Origin of the sequence: Olleya sp. YS (assembly GCF_029760915.1) — a bacterium.
In the GTDB taxonomy this organism is placed as follows: Bacteria; Bacteroidota; Bacteroidia; order Flavobacteriales; family Flavobacteriaceae; genus Olleya.
Genome location: NZ_CP121685.1, coordinates 2,363,818 through 2,383,441, shown reverse-complemented (window position 1 = coordinate 2,383,441; position 19,624 = coordinate 2,363,818). Strand labels below are relative to the sequence as shown.

The 19,624-nt window shown below is 30.3% G+C and carries 21 protein-coding genes; 11 read left to right on the top strand and 10 right to left on the bottom strand.

Annotated elements, in window-relative coordinates; genetic code table 11:
• Nucleotides 1–32 precede the first annotated feature (32 nt).
• Both dnaN and Ollyesu_RS10890 read left to right on the top strand, forming a co-directional pair.
• On the top strand, nt 33–1,151 hold the full coding sequence (gene dnaN / locus Ollyesu_RS10895) for a DNA polymerase III subunit beta (protein WP_279301250.1): 1,119 nt from the start codon (nt 33–35) through the stop codon (nt 1,149–1,151).
• 156 nt (nt 1,152–1,307) lie between these two features.
• Nucleotides 1,308–1,685, top strand: coding sequence for a lipocalin family protein (locus tag Ollyesu_RS10890; RefSeq protein ID WP_279301249.1), 378 nt, complete (start codon nt 1,308–1,310; stop codon nt 1,683–1,685).
• A 4-nt stretch (nt 1,686–1,689) separates the two neighbouring features.
• On the opposite strand, the gene Ollyesu_RS10885 is transcribed toward Ollyesu_RS10890, so the two are convergent.
• The 9 genes from Ollyesu_RS10885 to Ollyesu_RS10845 all read right to left on the bottom strand — a co-directional run bounded on the left by Ollyesu_RS10885 (nt 1,690) and on the right by Ollyesu_RS10845 (nt 8,354).
• A complete protein-coding gene (locus Ollyesu_RS10885) occupies nt 1,690–2,418 on the bottom strand; it encodes a hypothetical protein (protein ID WP_279301248.1) in 729 nt (242 codons plus the stop codon).
• Nucleotides 2,419–2,560: 142 nt separating this feature from the next.
• Nucleotides 2,561–2,899 carry a DUF4870 domain-containing protein gene (locus tag Ollyesu_RS10880; protein WP_279301247.1) on the bottom strand — a complete coding sequence of 113 codons (339 nt, stop codon included), beginning with the start codon at nt 2,897–2,899 and terminating at the stop codon, nt 2,561–2,563.
• 104 nt (nt 2,900–3,003) lie between these two features.
• The gene (locus Ollyesu_RS10875) at nt 3,004–3,420 is read right to left on the bottom strand and encodes a DUF6691 family protein (RefSeq protein ID WP_279301246.1); all 417 of its coding nucleotides are present in this window, start codon (nt 3,418–3,420) and stop codon (nt 3,004–3,006) included.
• A 1-nt stretch (nt 3,421) separates the two neighbouring features.
• Entirely contained in the window at nt 3,422–3,967 is a 546-nt protein-coding gene (locus tag Ollyesu_RS10870; RefSeq protein ID WP_279301245.1) for a YeeE/YedE thiosulfate transporter family protein, read from the bottom strand.
• 346 nt (nt 3,968–4,313) lie between these two features.
• Nucleotides 4,314–4,904 (bottom strand): methyltransferase domain-containing protein, encoded by a 591-nt coding sequence (locus tag Ollyesu_RS10865; protein WP_279301244.1) that lies wholly within the window; start codon nt 4,902–4,904, stop codon nt 4,314–4,316.
• Nucleotides 4,904–5,200: a thioredoxin gene (trxA, locus tag Ollyesu_RS10860; RefSeq protein ID WP_279301243.1), complete on the bottom strand. Its 297-nt coding sequence runs from the start codon at nt 5,198–5,200 to the stop codon at nt 4,904–4,906. Before trxA ends, Ollyesu_RS10865 begins: the two co-directional genes overlap by 1 nt.
• 118 nt (nt 5,201–5,318) lie before the next feature.
• Entirely contained in the window at nt 5,319–6,734 is a 1,416-nt protein-coding gene (locus tag Ollyesu_RS10855; RefSeq protein WP_279301242.1) for an MBL fold metallo-hydrolase, read from the bottom strand.
• A gap of 112 nt (nt 6,735–6,846) precedes the next feature.
• Nucleotides 6,847–7,656, bottom strand: a complete 810-nt coding sequence (locus tag Ollyesu_RS10850; RefSeq protein WP_279301241.1) for a sulfite exporter TauE/SafE family protein — start codon at nt 7,654–7,656, stop codon at nt 6,847–6,849.
• A gap of 65 nt (nt 7,657–7,721) precedes the next feature.
• Complete coding sequence (locus tag Ollyesu_RS10845; protein WP_279301240.1) at nt 7,722–8,354, bottom strand: Crp/Fnr family transcriptional regulator; 633 nt, start codon at nt 8,352–8,354, stop codon at nt 7,722–7,724.
• Between the two features lie 256 nt (nt 8,355–8,610).
• On the opposite strand from Ollyesu_RS10845, the gene Ollyesu_RS10840 reads away from it, so the two are divergent.
• The 9 genes from Ollyesu_RS10840 to Ollyesu_RS10800 all read left to right on the top strand — a co-directional run bounded on the left by Ollyesu_RS10840 (nt 8,611) and on the right by Ollyesu_RS10800 (nt 18,761).
• On the top strand, nt 8,611–9,030 hold the full coding sequence (locus tag Ollyesu_RS10840) for a response regulator (protein ID WP_279301239.1): 420 nt from the start codon (nt 8,611–8,613) through the stop codon (nt 9,028–9,030).
• A 101-nt stretch (nt 9,031–9,131) separates the two neighbouring features.
• Entirely contained in the window at nt 9,132–11,828 is a 2,697-nt protein-coding gene (locus Ollyesu_RS10835) for a TonB-dependent receptor (RefSeq protein WP_279301238.1), read from the top strand.
• Nucleotides 11,828–13,648, top strand: coding sequence for a YfiR/HmsC family protein (locus tag Ollyesu_RS10830; RefSeq protein WP_279301237.1), 1,821 nt, complete (start codon nt 11,828–11,830; stop codon nt 13,646–13,648). The genes Ollyesu_RS10835 and Ollyesu_RS10830 overlap by 1 nt, the downstream gene beginning before the upstream one ends.
• Nucleotides 13,649–13,663: 15 nt before the next feature.
• On the top strand, nt 13,664–14,323 hold the full coding sequence (locus Ollyesu_RS10825) for an HAD family phosphatase (RefSeq protein WP_279301236.1): 660 nt from the start codon (nt 13,664–13,666) through the stop codon (nt 14,321–14,323).
• An 85-nt stretch (nt 14,324–14,408) separates the two neighbouring features.
• Nucleotides 14,409–15,773: an oxygen-independent coproporphyrinogen III oxidase gene (gene hemN / locus Ollyesu_RS10820; RefSeq protein WP_279301235.1), complete on the top strand. Its 1,365-nt coding sequence runs from the start codon at nt 14,409–14,411 to the stop codon at nt 15,771–15,773.
• Nucleotides 15,774–15,858: 85 nt separating this feature from the next.
• Complete coding sequence (locus Ollyesu_RS10815) at nt 15,859–16,695, top strand: universal stress protein (RefSeq protein WP_279301234.1); 837 nt, start codon at nt 15,859–15,861, stop codon at nt 16,693–16,695.
• Nucleotides 16,696–16,834: 139 nt separating this feature from the next.
• Nucleotides 16,835–17,683: a universal stress protein gene (locus tag Ollyesu_RS10810; RefSeq protein WP_279301233.1), complete on the top strand. Its 849-nt coding sequence runs from the start codon at nt 16,835–16,837 to the stop codon at nt 17,681–17,683.
• Nucleotides 17,680–18,120 carry a hypothetical protein gene (locus tag Ollyesu_RS10805; RefSeq protein WP_279301232.1) on the top strand — a complete coding sequence of 147 codons (441 nt, stop codon included), beginning with the start codon at nt 17,680–17,682 and terminating at the stop codon, nt 18,118–18,120. The genes Ollyesu_RS10810 and Ollyesu_RS10805 overlap by 4 nt, the downstream gene beginning before the upstream one ends.
• Nucleotides 18,121–18,125: 5 nt before the next feature.
• Nucleotides 18,126–18,761 (top strand): hypothetical protein, encoded by a 636-nt coding sequence (locus Ollyesu_RS10800; RefSeq protein ID WP_279301231.1) that lies wholly within the window; start codon nt 18,126–18,128, stop codon nt 18,759–18,761.
• Here Ollyesu_RS10800 and Ollyesu_RS10795 read toward each other — a convergent pair.
• Nucleotides 18,758–19,591: a universal stress protein gene (locus Ollyesu_RS10795; protein ID WP_279301230.1), complete on the bottom strand. Its 834-nt coding sequence runs from the start codon at nt 19,589–19,591 to the stop codon at nt 18,758–18,760. The genes Ollyesu_RS10800 and Ollyesu_RS10795 overlap by 4 nt on opposite strands.
• Nucleotides 19,592–19,624 lie beyond the last annotated feature (33 nt).

Sequence of the window (19,624 nt, the reverse complement as noted above, 5' to 3'; positions counted from 1 at the left end):
CGAATATTAACAGAACATAACGCAAATAAATAATGAAATTTATTGTATCAAGTACCTATTTACTAAAACAATTACAAGTTTTAGGAGGTGTTATAAACAGCTCGAATACACTACCCATTTTAGATAATTTTTTATTCGACATCAATCAAAATAAATTAACCGTTTCTGCAAGCGATTTAGAAACAACGATGTCTGCAGTTTTAGATGTAGAAAGTGATAACGAAGGTAGTGTTGCTATTCCTGCACGTTTATTGTTAGATACTTTAAAAACCTTTCCAGAGCAACCCTTAACGTTTGTTATTGAAGACAATAATACAGTAGAAATAAGCTCTAACCATGGTAAATACGCTTTAGCGTATGCAGACGGAAACGAGTTTCCTAAAGCAGTAAGCTTAGAAGATCCTAGCAGTACAAAAATGCCTGGACATATCTTAGCAACTGCAATAAACAAAACCATCTTTGCTGCAGGTAATGATGATTTAAGACCTGTTATGAGTGGTGTATTTTTTCAGTTTTCTACAGAAGGGTTAACTTTTGTAGCTACAGATGCCCATAAGCTAGTAAAATACGGTCGTGAAGATGTGAAAGCGTCTCAGGTAGCTGAGTTTATTATGCCTAAAAAACCTTTAAATCTTTTAAAAGGAATTTTAGCAGCAAGCGAAGAAGAAGTGACTATTGAATATAACGACTCCAACGCAAAATTTACTTTTGAAAATACGGTGTTAATCTGTCGTTTAATTGATGGAAAATATCCAAATTACGAAGCAGTAATACCAAAAGAAAATCCTAATAAATTGACTATAGATAGAACTCAGTTTTTAAACTCTGTACGTCGTGTTAGTATTTTCTCTAATAAAACAACCCATCAAATTAGATTAAAAATAGCTGGTGCAGAATTAAATATTTCTGCTGAAGATATCGACTACTCTAACAAAGCAGAAGAGCGTTTAACTTGTGATTATCAAGGAGACGACATGCAAATAGGCTTCAACTCGCGTTTCTTAATAGAGATGTTAAACAATTTAAATTCTAACGATGTACAATTAGAGTTAAGTATGCCCAACAGAGCAGGTATTTTAACACCAATAGACGATTTAGATGAAGGCGAAACTGTAACCATGTTAGTGATGCCAGTCATGCTAAACAGCTAATATTAAATATATTTTTTACAAAAAGCAATTTTAAAGAATTGCTTTTTTTGTTTCTGAAAATATCTTACAGACTTTTACTACATTTGCACAAATAATTACTCTTAGTAATTCCCTAAAATTCTAATTATTAAGAGTCTTAAAAATTAATCCAAAAATATGATTAATAGCATCAGACTATTTTTAGTTTGTCTATTCTGTTTTACTCTATTGTCTTGTGATAATGATGATGATTCTAATGTATCAATGGATACACACCCAATAGTTGGAGACTGGTTACGAAGTGACTTTACTGAAGAGCCACTTAACGAGTTTAGACTTATTTTTCAAGATAACAATGAAGGTTTCCGAATTTTTTTGACAACAACTTTAAATGGTGATATAGGCACTACAACAGATTTTAACTGGAGTATAAGCAATGACATCCTAACAATTTCTGACATTGAAAATGAAACTATTGTAACGTCATTTGAATTTACAGCTTCCGGTAATTTATTACTTCCTGATTATTCTGACCTAGAATTTATTAGACAATAATTTTTTAATTAGAAGATGGAATAAAAATAGATTTAATACGATCTATTACTCCTTGTAATACACTAAATATAGCATCTGAAGAAAATCCACCGATTAATGCTAATACACTTTTATTAAATAAATTTACTTGATCTGGATTCGTAATATAAACAGATAATATTTCTGATAATATTAAACCAGATATGATTCCTAAAATAATTTGAGCTGCATATTCAATAGATTCCTCTGGTAGTAAATTCCCTTTTTTAACAGATTGACTGACATTTTTAAGTAAAAAAAATAACACGCCTAACCCAGATATTGATGCTAAATACCCAAGATTATATAATAATGATAAACCATTATTATCCATAATTCCCTTATCTAAAGAGTCATTATTGACTTGCGTAGACAAGCCAGTTAGTATAAAAATTGATAAAAAAAGTAGACCTAATATAATTAAGTTTCTTACTAATGGTAATTTATTTAATAATGATTTATTTGCACCTTCTTGATGTAGTTTTTTAGTAAACTCAATAGATTTTGGTGTTGCAGGAGCTACATTTTTACACAATAGATTATGTGCATTTATTAAATCATCAACAGTACTATTTTGTATAAGTTTATTAATTTCGGTATTGATAATAATACCATTATACACTGCAAAAGATAACATATTATTAATCTCTTTTGATAGTTTATCTACAACTTCACTAGATATTCCGTTGCTACTGGATGGTTTAGAGTCTGCCATAATTTGCATTTTAGTTGTTAAAACTAATCACATAATGTATCATAAATCATAGTAAAACTACCTGAATTAAATTTTACGTGTTTATACCAAATAAAAACGCAACCCATTGGGTTGCGTTTTTGTCTTTATCAACTTAATATAACTAACTAATAAAATTAAAAGATAAAGGGTATTCTGGGTTTTCGCCATTACTAACTTTAATAGCGTTAATAATAGGATATATTATTGAAACTAGACCTAAGACTAACCATCCTAAAAGTCCTAACCCAAATAATAAAATTAATGGTACACATATAATGTATAATACAACTAAACTGAGTTGAAAATTAACAATGGTTTTTCCATGTGCATCCATTTGGTACACTTTGTCTTTTTGGGTTATCCACAATATTAAAGGAAGAATTAAGCTTCCAAATCCTAATATTAAAGTCACTAATTGACTTAAATGTGTTAATACTAATAATTGCCTGTCTTCTTTCATAACGATTTGATTTGAGTTGATGATTGATAAAAACCAACTAATTGGCTTCTATACATAAGACGCAATAGATATAAAAATGTTACAAAAAAACCAGTAACAAACTTTTAATGAGGTAGTTTGCTTTTTAAAACACCATAGACAAATGTACCCAAAATAGCACCAAATAATAATACAAGAATACTCATAAATCCAGATCCTAACAACGCATACATTGGTCCAGGACATGCACCAGCTAAAGCCCATCCAAATCCAAAAATAACACCTCCAAACAAGTAATTAGTAAAGCCTTTATCTTTATCTTTTACTTGTATTGATTTACCTTCAAAAGTCTTAACGTCTTTCTGTTTTATCAATTGCACTAAAGCAATTCCAACAATAACAGCAGAACCTATTACACCATACATATGAAAGCTTTTAAACTGAAACATTTCAAAAATACGGAACCAAGAGGCAACCTCTGAGAGAATTAGAATAATCCCAAAAACAAAACCTACACTAAAAAAAGCAATATATTTTTTCATCTTAAAAAATTAAAGGAAATATTAAATGAACCATAACTAATCCGCCTATAAAAAATCCAATTACTGCTATTAGTGATGGTCTTTGTAGATTACTTAGTCCCATTATAGCATGCCCAGAGGTACAACCACCAGCATAACGTGCTCCAAAACCCACTAAAAATCCTGCAATTAAAATAATGGCAAAACCTTTTACGGATAATAATTGATTGATACCAAAAAGTTCTGTTGGCAAATAAGATGAATTTACGCTATCAAACCCATAAGCATTTAATTGGTCAACAACATTTTCGTGAATTTGTGGTGGTGCTACTTCTAACACTTGAAAGGCAAACACACCTCCAAATATCACACCTATAAGTACTACTAAACTCCAAATGTTATCTCTCCAATTAATACTAAAAAAAGAGGAGAATCTTCCAGCGCCAGATATAGAACATATTGTTCTAAGATTTGAGGACATACCAAATGTTTTGCCTAATCGCAAAAGCACAAACATTATTACTGCTATTAATGGTCCAGCTATAAACCAAGGTAAGGGATTAATCATTTTATTTTTTTGACAAATAAATGACTAAAAACCCTATTAGACAGTAACTTTTGTTACATAATGGTACTATTAGAAATTAAGTACTGGAAGCCAGAGGATTAATTATTTTTTCGATTTCTTTTTATCACTGCTTGACATAAAATTAATCAAAATTGCTACAAGTGTTAAACAAACTAGTCCAAAAATAGCAATCATTACTACTCCGTTATTCCAATTATATAATGCGATGTTTTGAGATATCATAATTTTAGAATTTATCAGTAATTATATGCATCAAAATTAAAGTAGTATCACCCTAATAAATATGACATTTGTCACCTAAAAACACATTAATTTAAATAATAGTTTAGATATTTTTTATTTTCTGAACGATAAAAAACAACTCTTTACCTAGTCTTGGCTTAATAGAATTATAAGCTTCTTCCATGATGTTAATTTCAAAATAAGGTTTAAAATATTCAATATATTCTGCCTTACTACCACCAAAAGGTGGATGCGTATCGTTTAAAGGTGCATCAAACAATAAGCCAGCAACTTTTCCATTGGTATTTAATATTTCAAAAGTTTTTGCAGCGTAAGCAGAACGTAAATTAGGATTTATTGCACAGAAAAAAGTTTGTTCAATGATTAAATCGAAACTCATGTCTAAATCAAAAAAATTATCCTGAATAAGATGAGACGATGGAAAGGATGGTACTCTAGCCTTTAGATTTTTTAATGCTGTTTTTGATACATCTACAACATATATGTTTTTAAAACCATTACTGTGTAAATATTCGGCTTCATAACTATTGCCACCACCTGGAATTAAAATTTTAAGATTCTGGTTAGACAATTGGTCAAAATATGCTTTTAATGGTGGAGAAATTTCGCCTAAATCCCATCCAATATCACTGGTTTTGTATCTATTATCCCAATACTTTTCGTTAAAATCCATCAATTTGATGTATTGATAAGGTTAATAATATCGTTTTTTTGAAGCACACCAGATTGTCTCCACACTTGTTTCCCGTTTTTAAACAAAATCATTGTGGGCACACCTCTAACTTGATATTTTGCAGCTAAGGCTTGATTTTTATCAACATCAATTTTTATGATAGATACTCCATCACCTAATGTATCTTTTACGTCTTTTAATATTGGTCCTAGCGTTTGGCATGGTCCACACCAAGTCGCAAAAAAATCGACTAAAACGGGTTTATCTTGATGTATTATGTCTGAAAATTTACTCATAGTTAAATTTACAAATTTTATAATTAGTTAATTATTAAAAGAATTGGTCGAAATCAATAACAAAAAAAGCACTTATTATATGATAACAATAAGTGCTTTAACAAATTAAAACTAAAAATTATTTTAAGGTCGAAGGACAGACATAGTCTGTTCTTGGTATGTCTGTTTTTTTAATAGCTCCATATCCACCTGCTACATCTATTAAATTATGAATCCCTCTACTTTTTAAAATGGAGGCTGCAATTACAGATCTATAACCACCAGCACAATGTATATAGAATGGTTTATCTTCTGGAAATTCGCTTAAATGACTGTTAATGTTGTCTAAAGCAGTGTGTTTAGCTCCATCGACGTGCTCTGCGGTAAACTCGCCATCTTTTCTAACATCAAAAACAACATCTTTATTTTCTGGATAGCGATTTGCAAATTCTTCAGCAGAAATTGAAGTTAAAGTATCGTATTCCATTCCTGCATGTTTCCAAGCCTCGAAACTACCTTCTAAATATCCAATAACATTATCAAAACCAACACGAGACAAACGTGTGATGACTTCTTCTTCTCTACCTTCTGGAGCGACTAAAAGTATTGGCTGACTAACATCTGCAATTAATGAGCCAACCCAAGGTGCAAATCCACCATCAATACCTATAAATATAGAACGAGGAATATGACCTTTAATAAATTCTGTTTGATGACGTACATCTAATATAATTGCTTCAGTCTCATTTGCTGCAGCTTCAAAAGCTTTTGGTGATAATGGGTTTTGTGATACTTTCATAACCTTATCTAAGCTTTCATAACCTTCGATATTCATCATAACATTTTGAGGAAAATAAGCTGGTGGTTCTGATAAACCATCCAATAATTCTGCTGTAAATTCTTCTTTAGTCATATCAGCACGTAATGCATAGTTGGTTTTTTTCTGGTTACCTAATGTGTCAGTGGTTTCCTTACTCATGTTTTTTCCACAAGCAGATCCTGCTCCATGTGCAGGATACACAATGATATCATCCGGAAGCGTCATTATTTTATTGCGTAGTGAATCATATAAATAACCTGCTAATTTTTCTTGTGTTAAATCTGAAGATACTTTTTGAGCCAAGTCTGGACGACCAACATCACCAATAAATAACGTATCACCAGTTACAATACCATGTTGCTTACCATGTTCGTCTATTAAAAGATAGGTGGTGCTTTCCATGGTGTGTCCTGGTGTATGGATAACTTTTATTTTATAATCTCCAACTTCAAAGATTTGATTGTCTTCTGCTATAATTGCATCGTAATTTGGTTTTGCAGTAGGTCCAAAAACAATTTGTGCACCAGTTTTTGCTTTTAAATCTAAATGTCCAGACACAAAATCGGCATGAAAATGTGTTTCAAAAATGTATTTAATTTTTGCGTTATCAGACGTTGCTTTATCAATATATGGTAGTACTTCTCTTAATGGATCTATAATGACAGCTTCACCATTACTTTCTATATAGTAAGCAGCTTGAGCTAAGCATCCTGTGTATATTTGTTGTATATTCATTGTTAACAAATTTTAATTGTTTTAAAATGTATTCGTCTTTAGGCTAGACAAATACTTGTGTTATTTTCTATTCAAAAATAGAACGAAAATTGTTTTTATGCAGTAACAAAAGTTACATTACAGTATTAGTTAGCTCTTTAATTACAATGTAAACACCCATAATTAATACAAACCAACCAAATCCTTTTTTTAGCTTTTTACCTTCAATAAAATTGGATAGATAAATCCCTAAAAATATACCTAATACAGATATTGCTGTAAAACTTGACAAAAATAACCAATCTATTTCTAAATTTTCGACATCACCTATAAATCCTATTAACGACTTAATAGCTATTATTAATAATGAGGTAGCAACTGCTTTTTTCATTGGTAATTTTGCCAACAAAACCAATGCTGGAATGATTAAAAAACCACCACCTGCTCCAACTATTCCTGTTAATACACCAACAACTATACCTTCAATAATTATTAATGGATAGTTGTATTTGACTTCAGATTCTGCATTACTATTATTGGTGGTGTTTCTAATCATAAAAATAGAAGCAACCAACATAACTAGAGCAAAAAACAGCATAATTGCTATATTTTTTGTTACTAAAAAATCACCCAAATTAAATAGCTTTTCTGGTATTGCAGGCACTATATATTTTCTAGTTGAATACACCGCAATAAATGCTGGAATAGCAAACACAATAGCGGTTTTGAAATCGACTAATCCTTTTTGGATATTACGAATAGCTCCAACTAACGCAGACACACCAACAACAAATAAAGAATAGGCAGTTGCAGTAACTGGATTAATAAATAATAGATACACTAAAATTGGTACTGTTAAAATAGAACCACCACCTCCAATAAGTCCTAAAACTACACCTATAAAAAGTGCTCCAAAATATCCAAATACTTGTTGTATATCCATAAAAATAAATTCAGTTACAAAACTAGTATATACTAGGATTTCAATTAGTAACAAAAGTTACATTGTTACAAATCTACTACCTTGATATTGTTACGGTGTAATTTTATCTTACCATTAATCTCCAAGGTCTTTAATAGTCTAGATATCACCACTCTTGAAGTATGTAAATCTCTTGCAATTTCTTGATGGGTGACGTATATGATGTCGTTATGATTAACCATTGCTTTGTCTTTAAGGTATTTAAACAATCGCTCGTCCATTTTTAAAAATGCAATAGTGTCTACAGCTTCCAAAAGTTCTGTCATACGGTTGTGATAACTTTGTAATACAAATTGTTGCCAAGATTTATATTTTCCTAACCACTCTTCCATTTTAGACACTGGTATCATTATTAATTTAGTATCTGTTTCGGCTATTGCTCTAATTTCACTTTTAGAATTACCTAAACAACAAGATAAAGTCATAGCACAAGTGTCGCCTTGTTCGATAAAGTATAAGATTAACTCATCACCTTCATCATCTTCTCTTAATATTTTAATAGCACCACTAACCAAAAGTGGCATAGATTTGATATAATCACCTATTTCTATCAATTTAAATCCTTCAGGAATATCTCTATAAGTTCCTACATTATTAATTTCTTGAAGTAACTCATCTTCAAATAAATAACCATAATGTTGTTGTAATTCTTGATACATTTTTCATTTTTTGCTAAGGTAAAGTTATGTATTTAACTTAAATGTAACTTGTGTTACAGAAAAATTATCATTTAGTATTAGCCTTAAAAAATATTATCTAATAGTAATTTATCTCCAGATTTAATAAGTGTTTTTTTAATACAGGCAATCAATACAAATAAACACTTAATCTATGAAATTTGCATTTAATCGATTTTTAATAATCTATTGAGTCGCTACATTTGGTTATGTTATTAAAAACATATTTTGCACAACTATGAAACAAGAAATTAAATGTGTACTATTAATTGATGATGATAAAGTCACCAATTTTTATAATACCAAAATAGTCAATAAGCACGAAAAAATTAAAGAAGTCGTTGCTGTTACCAGTGGTGAAAAGGCTTTAGAGTATCTTAAAGAAGCAATATCTGGATTGTGTCTTAAACCAAATCTTATTTTTCTAGATATAAACATGCCTGCAATGAATGGTTGGGAGTTTGTAGTAGAATATAATAAATTAGATCAAAACTTTACCAAAGATATAAAGCTAGTTATGCTTACAACATCTAATAATCCTGATGATTTTGAACGCTCTAAGCAGATTGTATCTATTGATGACTTTATTAATAAACCGCTATCTGTAAACCTACTTACTAATTTGTTAGAAAATTACTACAAAGTAAAAACTTATTAAACTTAATTTAACTTACTTTTGCTACTCTAAGCTTTCATTTTTTTAATTTTTAAACAGGTAACATGTATCTGTAAAAAGTTATATACACTATGGTAACACCAATGAAACACTATACTTATTTTCTATTTATATTCTTATTTTACTTTAACACTATCGCTCAAGAAAGAGCAACTATTACTGGTGTTGTTTCTGATCAATTTGGTGCTTTACCTGGAGCAAAAGTAACTATTGAAGGAACAAATTTTAATACTTTAACAGATATTAATGGTAGTTATACCTTTAAATTAGAAGAAGGAGAATACATTGTAACTGCAGGATTTGTAATGTATAATTCAGAATCTAAAAGTGTGACGGTAAAAGTTGGTGAAACTGCTACTTTAGATTTTATACTTAAAACTGGATTTACAATAGACCAACCTGTCTCGTTAGGTTCTCGAGCAGAACCAAAGTCTTCATTAAAAACTACTGCTCCTGTAGATATTATTTCTCCTCAAGAATTAACCAACTCAACGCAAATAGAATTGAGTCACATATTACATTACTTAGTACCATCTTTTCATTCCACTAATCAAACTATTTCAGACGGAACAGACCATATAGACCCAGCAACTTTAAGAGGATTGGGTCCAGATCAAGTGTTAGTGTTGGTTAATGGAAAACGAAGACACAACAGCTCTTTACTTAATGTAAATGGTACTGTAGGACGAGGTACTGTTGGTACAGATTTTAATGCTATACCTATTGCTTCTATTGAGCGTATTGAAATTCTTCGTGATGGTGCAACCTCTCAATATGGATCGGATGCTATTGCTGGAGTTGTTAACATTATACTTAAAAGACAAGTAGAAGTTATCGACATTGATGGACGTATTGGAATTAATAAAGAAGGAGATGGACAAACTAACTATTTCAGTTCTAATTTTGGATTTAATCTAGGTAAAGAAGGATTTATAAATCTTACGGGAGAATACAGAAGCAGAGACGCCACAAATAGAGCTGGAAACTATACAGGACCTGTCTATTCTAATAATGCAACTGAAGATGCTGATTTAATCAACGAAAATTACTTTTTTAATACTACTGGTTATTCTGATCAAAGAATTATGGAAATAGGAAGCGCGCAAACTCAGAATTTAGCAGTGTCGTTTAATGGAGAGTTACCATTTTCAAATAACTCATCATTCTATTTCAATGGTGGTAGAAATTATAGAGAAGGAAAAGCAAAAGGATTTTTTAGATTACCTAAGGACGAAGATCGTGTTGTCTTAGAGTTATTCCCTAATGGGTTTTCTCCACAAATATTAACAGACATTCAAGATGATGCCATTACTGCAGGTATTAGAGGTGTAAAAAATAATTGGAACATAGATTTTAGCTATTCTATTGGTAAAAACGCTTTAGATTATACGGTTAATAATTCCAACAATGCATCATTAGGTATTGCATCTCCTAAAACATTTTATTCGGGTGGATTTAGATATCAACAAAATACTTCTAATTTAGACATTTCAAGAACATATGATTGGTTAAGTGGAGTAAACATTGCGTTTGGAGCAGAACTAAGAGTTGAAAACTATCAAATTATTGCAGGAGAAGAAGCATCTTACATCAATGGAGGAAGTACTTACACAGATGAATTTGGAGATGAACAACCACGTATTCCTGGTGCACAAGTATTTCCTGGTTTTCAGCCAGAAAATGAATTGAGTCGATTTAGAACAAATAGTGCAGGTTATTTAGATATTGAAACTAACATTTCAGAAAAATTATTACTAAAAACTGCAGCTAGGTATGAGTATTATAACGATTTTGGCGGACAACTTATTTGGAAATTTTCAGGTCGTTACAGAGTCAACAATGATATTAGTGTTAGAAGTGGATTTTCGAGCGGATTTAGGGCACCTTCACTACACCAAGTCTATTTTCAAAATATAAGTTCTCAATTTATTAATGGTGAAATTATTCAAGTCGGAACATTCAATAACGAAAGTGCAATAGCACAAGAAGCCTTTAAAATTAAGTCTTTAAAACCAGAATTATCAAGACATTTTAGTTTAGGAGTAAATGGAAAACTACAAGATAATTTATCATTTACAGTAGATTATTACTATATAAAAATAAAAGATAGAATTGTATTATCTGGTCGTTTTGCAGAAGGTTATGAAAGTATCTTAGAACCTTTTAACGCTGGTGCTGCACAATTTTTTACCAACGCAATAGATTCTGAAACCTCTGGTATTGACGCAGCTTTACAATACAAAACAGAATTAGGAAACGGAATATTAAATGCTTCCATTGCTGCCAATTTTAATAAAACTAGGGTTGTTGGAGACATTAAAGTATCCGAGTCTTTGATTGGTCAAGAAGATCTTTTATTTAACAGAGAGGAAATTGCGAGAGTAGAATCGGCTCAACCCAATTACAAAATAAACAATCTGTTATCTTACGAGATTAGAGGTTTTAAAATAAATTTAGGAAACACATATTTTGGTGATGTTAGTTTTATTCATCCTGAAGATGGAAACCCAAATAATTGGGTTTTAAATGAATTATCTGGAGAAATAGAAACTAGAGACCAAAAATTTACGCCTAAATTACTTACAGATTTATCTGTATCTTACAAGCTAAATAAAAGTTTAGAATTCGTTCTAGGCGGAAACAATATTTTTAATGTTTATCCAGATAAACATACACATTCTGCCAATATTAATAATGGAAATTTCGTTTACAGTAGACGTGTCCAACAATTTGGCGTTAACGGATCAAATTTTTACATCAGAGCCTTTTTAAAACTATAATGACGTTTAACAATAGATCATCTGTACTAAAAAACTATTATAAAGCTTTAGTTTTATGTACTCTATCATTTTTTTTAGGTGTTTCTACACATGCACAAGATTATAACAATGAGCAAGTAAAGCGATTACAACGTGCCATTTTTGTATATAATTTTGCACAACAAGTCGGTTGGCAAAATCAACAAGATAGTACAAGCTTTAAAATTGGAGTTTTAGGTCCAGATCGTGCTATAATTGACTTTAAATCCTTAGCACAAAAGCGTAAAATAAATAATAAACCAGTAACTGTGGTTAGCTTTAACGCTGTTAAAGATGTCAAAGACATACAGTTATTATATGTTAACAAAGCTTATAACTTTGATATTAACTACATATTAAATAAAATATCAGGAAAAAATATTCTTTTAGTAACCGAGGATTACAATTACAACACTTCAATGATTAATATTGTAAATGTTGGAGACTCTTTTGAATATGAAATTAACTCTCAATTAATTAACAAAGAAGGTTTTGCTACTGCTAGTTCTTTAAAACAGTATGCTGTTAGCTCATCCCAAAAATGGAAAGACCTTTATCAAAACACTGAAGCGTCCTTAAAAGACGCAAAACAAAAAGAAGCACAACAAGAAAGCATTATTAAAAACAAGGAGGCGCAAATTCAATCTCAAAAACAGCAAATTAGTACACAAGACATCGTTATTGATACAATATTGAATTCTGTTTTAACCAAAGACCAATGGATTAAAACGTTGTCTAATCAATCCGAATTACAAAAACAAAAATTTGAAGATAAAGTTAAAATAGAACAACTTCTTGAAGATAACATTAGGCAACAAGTTGAATTTATAAAATCCCAAGAAGAAAAAATAACCTCTAGCAACCTTGAGATACAAAAACAAGATGCTTTAATAAAAAATCAAAATGCCGAGATTGAAAAAAGAGAACTAATACTTAAACAAAAAGACTCTACAATCGTTAATCAAAAAACGACAAACACCCTATTAATAGCACTTGTAGGCTTAGCCTTGTTTGCTGCTTTATTAATTTATCGTAGTTATCTCTCAAAGAAAAAATTAAGTAAAGCTTTAGAGGTTAAAAATGCAGCAATACAAAAGCAATCATTAGAATTAGAGTCAAAAAACGATGAACTAGAACAATTTGCATACATAGCTAGTCATGATTTAAAAGAACCTTTAATTACCATTTCTAGTTTAATTAATATGCTAGTTGAAGAAAATCATGATAAATTTGATGATGAAGGTAAAATGACTCTTGACTACATCACAGAATCCAGTAATAGGATGCAAAAACTAATCGATGCTATCTTACAATATTCTAGACTAGGTAAAAGTAAAACTATAACAGATGTTGACTGTAACACTATTGTAACCATTTTAAAAGACGATTTAAAAAATGTAATTGATCGAACTAACACTAAAATTATTACATCAAATTTACCAACTGTTAAAGGTGCAGAATTAGAGCTAAGATTACTTTTTCAAAATCTAATTAGTAATGGGATAAAATTTACAAAAAAAGAGACAACACCAATAATAACAATAGACTGTATAAGAAAAACTGATAATGCACTAAACGATTTTTGGGAGTTTTCTATAAAAGATAACGGTATTGGTATTCCAGAAAAACATAAAGAACGAATCTTCTCTATTTTTCAAAGATTACACTCCAGAGAAGAATACGAAGGGACAGGTATTGGCTTAGCACATTGTAAAAAAATTGTCGAAGCACATGGTGGAAGAATTTGGTTAGAATCTGTTGTTAATAAAGGAAGTACGTTTTACTTTACAATTCCAGCATAATTATTAATTAAATATATGGTTAAAGCAATATTATTTGATATGGATGGTGTGATAGTGGATACAGAACCATTACATCATAAAGCATACTATAATATGTTTAGTGATTTTAATATCGTTGTTAATGAAGATTTATACCAGAGTTTTACTGGTCAATCCACTAAAAACATTTGTAAAAAGCTAGTCCACCACTTTAAACTTGACAATACCGCTTTAGAGTTAGAACTATGTAAACGTAACCATTTTAATGGATTATTTGATTATGATGAAAGCCTAACATTAATAGATGGTGTATTAGATATTATACAAGACTATTATAACAATGGACTGACTTTAGTGCTAGCCTCTTCTGCATCTATGGGAACCATAAACAAGGTCTTTACACGTTTTGATTTAAACCAATATTTTAAAGCAAAAATTAGTGGTGCAGATTTAAAAGCCTCAAAACCACATCCCGAAATCTTTGAGAAAGCAGCTCAATTGGCAGGTTTCCCTCAACACCATTGTATTGTTATTGAAGATTCTACAAACGGAATACAAGCTGCTAAAGCAGCAGGAAGTTTTTGCATTGGTTATGACAGCTTACATTCTAAAAATCAAGATTATTCTAAAGCAGATTTAGTTATCTCAGATTTCAAGGCTATTAATTTTGAAAACATCAAAACAATTTTGGGCTAAAGCACTATTATTGCTGCTTTTATGACATCTATCATATTTTATATCTAATTACTCAGCTAACTTTGACTTATCAAAAAGTTGAAGTATGTGCTTTTCATTAGTTAATAAATATAACGTTGCTGGACCAAGATACACCAGTTATCCAACTGTTCCGTATTGGAATAAAGCTCTGTTTTCTGTAAAACAATGGAAACAAACGTTAATCCAAGCATTTAATGAAAGTAATAATACCGAAGGTATTAGCCTTTACATTCATCTACCATTTTGCGAAAGTCTATGCACTTTTTGTGGGTGTAACAAGCGTATCACTAAACGTCATGAGGTAGAAATCCCATATATACAAGCGGTTTTAAAAGAATGGTCTTTGTATTGTAAATTGTTTGACCAAAAACCAATGATTAAAGAGCTGCATTTAGGAGGTGGAACACCCACGTTTTTTTCTCCTGAAAATTTGACTCTTTTAATTAATGGAATCAAACACAAAGCCACTTTAGCAAAACATTACGAGTTTAGTTTTGAAGGGCACCCAAACAACACTACTAAAATACATCTACAAACTCTTTTTGATCTAGGCTTTAAACGTGTCAGTTTTGGAGTGCAAGATTACAATCCTATTGTGCAGAAAGCCATCCATAGATTACAACCTTTTGAAAACGTCAAGCGTGTTACAGAACAAGCCAGAACTATTGGTTACACATCAATTGGTCATGATATTATTTTTGGTTTACCATTTCAGACTGAAGTGCATGTAATAGAGACTATAAAAAAAACTAAACAGCTTTTACCAGATCGTATTGCATTTTATAGTTATGCACATGTCCCATGGATAAAAGGTAATGGACAACGCGGATTTGAAGATAGTGATCTACCTACACCAAGTATGAAACAAAACCAATATCAATTAGGTAAAAGATTATTAGCAGAAGCAGGTTATTATGATATTGGTATGGACCATTTTGCATTAAAAACAGATGCACTTTATATAGCAAGTAAAACTGAAACTATGCATCGCAACTTTATGGGTTACACAGCCTCTAAAACTAAAGCAATGATTGGCTTAGGCGTGTCTTCAATTAGTGATAGTTGGTATGCGTTTGCACAAAATGTTAAAACATTGGAAGATTACTATCTACTATTAGACAATAATACTATTCCTGTTTTTAGAGGACATATATTGTCAAAAGAAGATTTAATTATTAGACAACATATTCTAAACCTTATGTGCCATTTTAAAACCAGCTGGATGGCTAATGGGTTGTATTTTGAAGACGTACCAGAAGTAGTCATGAAACTTAAAGAAATGCAAGAAGACGGATTACTAAAAATAGAATTAAATCAAATATTTATCACAGAAAAAGGCAAACCATTTGTTAGAAATATATGTATGGCTTTTGACTTATTATTACAACGTAACAAGCCAGAAATACAACTATTTTCTATGACTATTTAAATTGTTAATTAATCTATAAATGACAAATCATTCTACTAAATGATTGTTATTTTTATACTAAAACATAACCCTTAAAACACTAAAGATGAAAAAAATAATCGTACCAGTAGATTTCTCAGAACATTCAAATTATGCGCTAGAATCTGCAGCTATTCTAGCAAAAAAATATAACGCAGACATATTAGCATTACACATGTTAGAAATCTCTGAAACTATATTAACAAAAGGTGAAACAGATTTACAAGCCGAAACTATTTTCTTTATGAAATTAGCAGAAAAGCGTTTTAGTGAGTTCTTACAACAAGACTATTTAGAAGGTGTTAATGTAACACCCATTGTAAAACATTTTAAAGTGTTTAGCGAAGTTAATGATGTGGCAAAAGAGCATAATGCAGACTTAATAATCATGGGATCACATGGTAGTAGTGGTTTAAAAGAAATTTTTGTGGGCTCTAATACAGAAAAAGTAGTGAGACATGCAGAAATACCAGTATTAGTCGTTAAAAATAAACCTTCAAAATTAAGTTTTGATAATGTAGTATTTGCTTCAGATTTTTCAGAAAACGCAGTTACACCCTATTTAAACGCTAGTAAATTATTTGAAAAATTAGGTTCTAACTTGCACTTAATTTACATAAATACACCTGGTGATAATTTTAGTAGTACTTCTGAAATGGAAAAAACAGTTGTTAACTTTTTACAAAAAGCAGATGGAAACTTAGATAAGTTATCAGAAGTTAAGTTTATCTCTGACTATACTGTAGAAAAAGGGGTATTAAACTATGCAAATGTATCAGGTGCAGACGCAATAGCAGTTGCTACTCATGGACGTACAGGATTTGCACACTTTTTATCCGGAAGTATATCAGAAGACATAGCCAATCACGCGTCCTTACCAGTTGTAACATTTAGAATAAAATAAATCTTAAATTTTAGTTAGTTGATAAAGCCTATCATAATGAGCAATCATTGTGGTAGGCTTTTCTTATAAAAGCTAATAATTATCATATTTTTTCTACTAGTTTACTATTAACTTTAAGTAGACCTTAAACTTAATAGCTATGAAACATATTTTAATCCCAACAGATTTTTCAGATAATGCATGGAGTGCATTAGTGTATGCTGTAAAGCTTTACAAAGATGATGTTTGTAAATTTTATTTACTTCATGCCGAGCCTCTAGCACCTTCCTCTTTGTCCGCTTTATCAGATGTCTACATAAAAAGCATCATGCAACAAAGTAATGCGCAGTTAGAAGAGTTAAAACAGCAAATTATAGATAGTGATGCTAATGCTAATCACACGTTTCAGACAGATATTAAATTTTTAACTCTTAATCAAGCGGTTATAAATTGTATTGATGACTACCCAATAGATGTAATCATCATGGGTACCAAAGGTGCTTCTAAAAACAAGTCATTCTTTTTTGGTAGTAATACCATTAGTTTGATTGACAAGATTAAAAACTGTCCAGTATTAATTGTTCCAGATGAGTATGATTATAAACCCATAAAACAAATTGTGTTTTCAACAGATTTAAACAGATTTTATAATGATAAAGAACTTAAAACTATAAACGATTTTGCGTTTGATAATAATGCAGTTTTAAGAGTTATAAATATTCAAACAGACAAACCATTAACAGACCTTCAACAATATAATTTAACGGTTTTAAAAAAGAGTTTTGAAGGCTTTGAAACACATTATCACTCGGTACCAAACTATGCAAAAAAAGCTGAAATCATTAATACATTTATTGACGATTTAGAAATTGATTTATTAGTTATGGTTAATTATAAGCATAGCATTTTTGAACGCTATTTTAACGAACCTATTATTAAAAAAATAGGATTTGAACCACACGTACCATTTTTAGTAATTCCTGATAATGATAAAAACACAACAATATGAAAACTTATAAACAAGAAAAAATAACAGAGTGGTACAGTGCAGATCGTATGCATGACATGTCAAAAAATTGGCTATCTGACTTAAGTTTTATTAAAGATGAACAACTTTTTTTAGAAGATTTAATAACCAATTATACACAAAAAATTATTGATAGTGATGCTTTAGACAGAGCCCAAAATGTGGCTACTGCCTTACAAAGAACAAAGCGAGGCAATCAAAAACTATTGACTGCTTTAAAAAAACATGAAAACGAATTACAGATTATGGTAGATGGTAAAGATGAGCTTGAAAAAGAAAACAAATACAAATCAGACCATCAAGAATTTACTAAAACCATAAGCTCATTTTATTTTGATTATAAAGCGGTAAAATTTGAGATTTTCGAGTTAGTTAAACAATTAATGAAAACAGATAAACAAGAACATTTATTAAAATAAATAATATGAAAAAAATAATCTATCCTTTCTTAATCCTACTATTCTTTAGTTGCGATAGCACACAATTAAAAGACCGTTGGATAAGTCCAGAAGCCGATAATTACACGCTTGAAAAGGTATATGTTATTGGTTTAACAGACCATTTAGAAGCAAGAGAAAAATTTGAAAAAAAACTACAAAGCCAACTTGCTTCTAGAGGTATTGAAGCTTCGATTAGCTTGAATACAATGAATGAAGATTTTTTGTCAAAAAAAAGAACAGAAGAAGATTTAAATACATTAGAAGAACGACTTCTTAAAGAAGGCTATGATGCTATTGTATTTAGCAAAGTCGTAGGAATAAAAAATAAAATTAAATATAAAGAAGATTATTCAGATTTTAATAACAATCACAAACGGTTTAATGATGATTATTTAATGTATCAAGATCAATTTTTTAATCCTGATGCTTACGAAGAATATCAGGTTTACAATGCAGAAACCTCTATATATTGTATTTGTCCAACCAAAGATCGTACTTTAATCTGGAAAGGTTATATAGATATTATTGATCCAGATAATGTAAACGAAACGGTTAATGATTATTTAAAATTACTTATTCTAGTATTAGAAGAAGATGGAGTAATTCCGTTATTAGACTAATCATGTAAAATAAATAAAGGTATAGTTGCAATTTTACTATGCTTTGTAATTGGTGACCCAGAAAACAATCGCTCAAAAAAACTTGTTTTTTGGATGATAAATACTTCAAAATCTATTGTATGGGTTTGTACATAGGTATCAACAACATGATGCATAGGCACGTTTGAAATGTTATGATAATCATAATGCGAAGTATCAAATAATTGCTTTAAAGTTTTAGTATCATTTATTGCAAACGAATCATTTTCAGCAGACTCTGTGATTCTCAAAATATGATATTTGGAGTCTTTTTTATCAATTAATTCTAAAATGGTCTGTAATCTATTACTATTTAATTCGTCTTTTTCGTCTAAAGGAATTAGAACTTCTTTAGGTTTTTTAAACTCAAAATCTTTTGGGATTATTAGCGTTGGACAATCTACTTTTCTAATCACATTTAAAGTATTGCTACCAAAAACAACTTCATCTGCTCCTGTGACACCATTGGTACCCATAACTATTAAATCTATTGTTTGAAGCTCTACTAGCTGATTAATAGCGTCTGTAAACACATCGTAATCTATGTGAATGGAAAATGTGTGACTGCTATTTTTATAAATGTTTTGAAGCGTTGCCATTAAATCTTCTAAATCTTCTTTAGGCGATTTTACAATAGACGCATACAAATTATCATTACCAGTAGTCATTAAATCTGCAGAAGTAAATGTTGAAGCTTTGTGTACATACACCAAATGACAATTTAACGTTTGAGCCTCTAAAAGCTGTAAAACATAGTGTATTGCGTTTTTAGAGCTATCTGAAAAATCGGTAAGTAATAATATGTTTTTCATTTAAATAAGAATAAAATTTTATATCAATAGCTT

Coding starts and splice junctions, on each gene's coding strand:
- Ollyesu_RS10835 (WP_279301238.1), top strand. CDS start 9,132: ATGAAACACTATACTTATTTTCTATTTATATTCTTATTTTACTTTAAC.
- Ollyesu_RS10830 (WP_279301237.1), top strand. CDS start 11,828: ATGACGTTTAACAATAGATCATCTGTACTAAAAAACTATTATAAAGCT.
- Ollyesu_RS10855 (WP_279301242.1), bottom strand. CDS start 6,734: ATGAATATACAACAAATATACACAGGATGCTTAGCTCAAGCTGCTTAC.
- trxA (WP_279301243.1), bottom strand. CDS start 5,200: ATGAGTAAATTTTCAGACATAATACATCAAGATAAACCCGTTTTAGTC.
- Ollyesu_RS10880 (WP_279301247.1), bottom strand. CDS start 2,899: ATGAAAGAAGACAGGCAATTATTAGTATTAACACATTTAAGTCAATTA.
- Ollyesu_RS10815 (WP_279301234.1), top strand. CDS start 15,859: ATGAAAAAAATAATCGTACCAGTAGATTTCTCAGAACATTCAAATTAT.
- Ollyesu_RS10875 (WP_279301246.1), bottom strand. CDS start 3,420: ATGAAAAAATATATTGCTTTTTTTAGTGTAGGTTTTGTTTTTGGGATT.
- Ollyesu_RS10870 (WP_279301245.1), bottom strand. CDS start 3,967: ATGATTAATCCCTTACCTTGGTTTATAGCTGGACCATTAATAGCAGTA.
- Ollyesu_RS10795 (WP_279301230.1), bottom strand. CDS start 19,591: ATGAAAAACATATTATTACTTACCGATTTTTCAGATAGCTCTAAAAAC.
- Ollyesu_RS10825 (WP_279301236.1), top strand. CDS start 13,664: ATGGTTAAAGCAATATTATTTGATATGGATGGTGTGATAGTGGATACA.
- hemN (WP_279301235.1), top strand. CDS start 14,409: ATGTGCTTTTCATTAGTTAATAAATATAACGTTGCTGGACCAAGATAC.
- Ollyesu_RS10840 (WP_279301239.1), top strand. CDS start 8,611: ATGAAACAAGAAATTAAATGTGTACTATTAATTGATGATGATAAAGTC.
- Ollyesu_RS10810 (WP_279301233.1), top strand. CDS start 16,835: ATGAAACATATTTTAATCCCAACAGATTTTTCAGATAATGCATGGAGT.
- Ollyesu_RS10865 (WP_279301244.1), bottom strand. CDS start 4,904: ATGGATTTTAACGAAAAGTATTGGGATAATAGATACAAAACCAGTGAT.
- Ollyesu_RS10845 (WP_279301240.1), bottom strand. CDS start 8,354: ATGTATCAAGAATTACAACAACATTATGGTTATTTATTTGAAGATGAG.
- Ollyesu_RS10850 (WP_279301241.1), bottom strand. CDS start 7,656: ATGGATATACAACAAGTATTTGGATATTTTGGAGCACTTTTTATAGGT.
- Ollyesu_RS10800 (WP_279301231.1), top strand. CDS start 18,126: ATGAAAAAAATAATCTATCCTTTCTTAATCCTACTATTCTTTAGTTGC.
- dnaN (WP_279301250.1), top strand. CDS start 33: ATGAAATTTATTGTATCAAGTACCTATTTACTAAAACAATTACAAGTT.
- Ollyesu_RS10805 (WP_279301232.1), top strand. CDS start 17,680: ATGAAAACTTATAAACAAGAAAAAATAACAGAGTGGTACAGTGCAGAT.
- Ollyesu_RS10890 (WP_279301249.1), top strand. CDS start 1,308: ATGATTAATAGCATCAGACTATTTTTAGTTTGTCTATTCTGTTTTACT.
- Ollyesu_RS10885 (WP_279301248.1), bottom strand. CDS start 2,418: ATGGCAGACTCTAAACCATCCAGTAGCAACGGAATATCTAGTGAAGTT.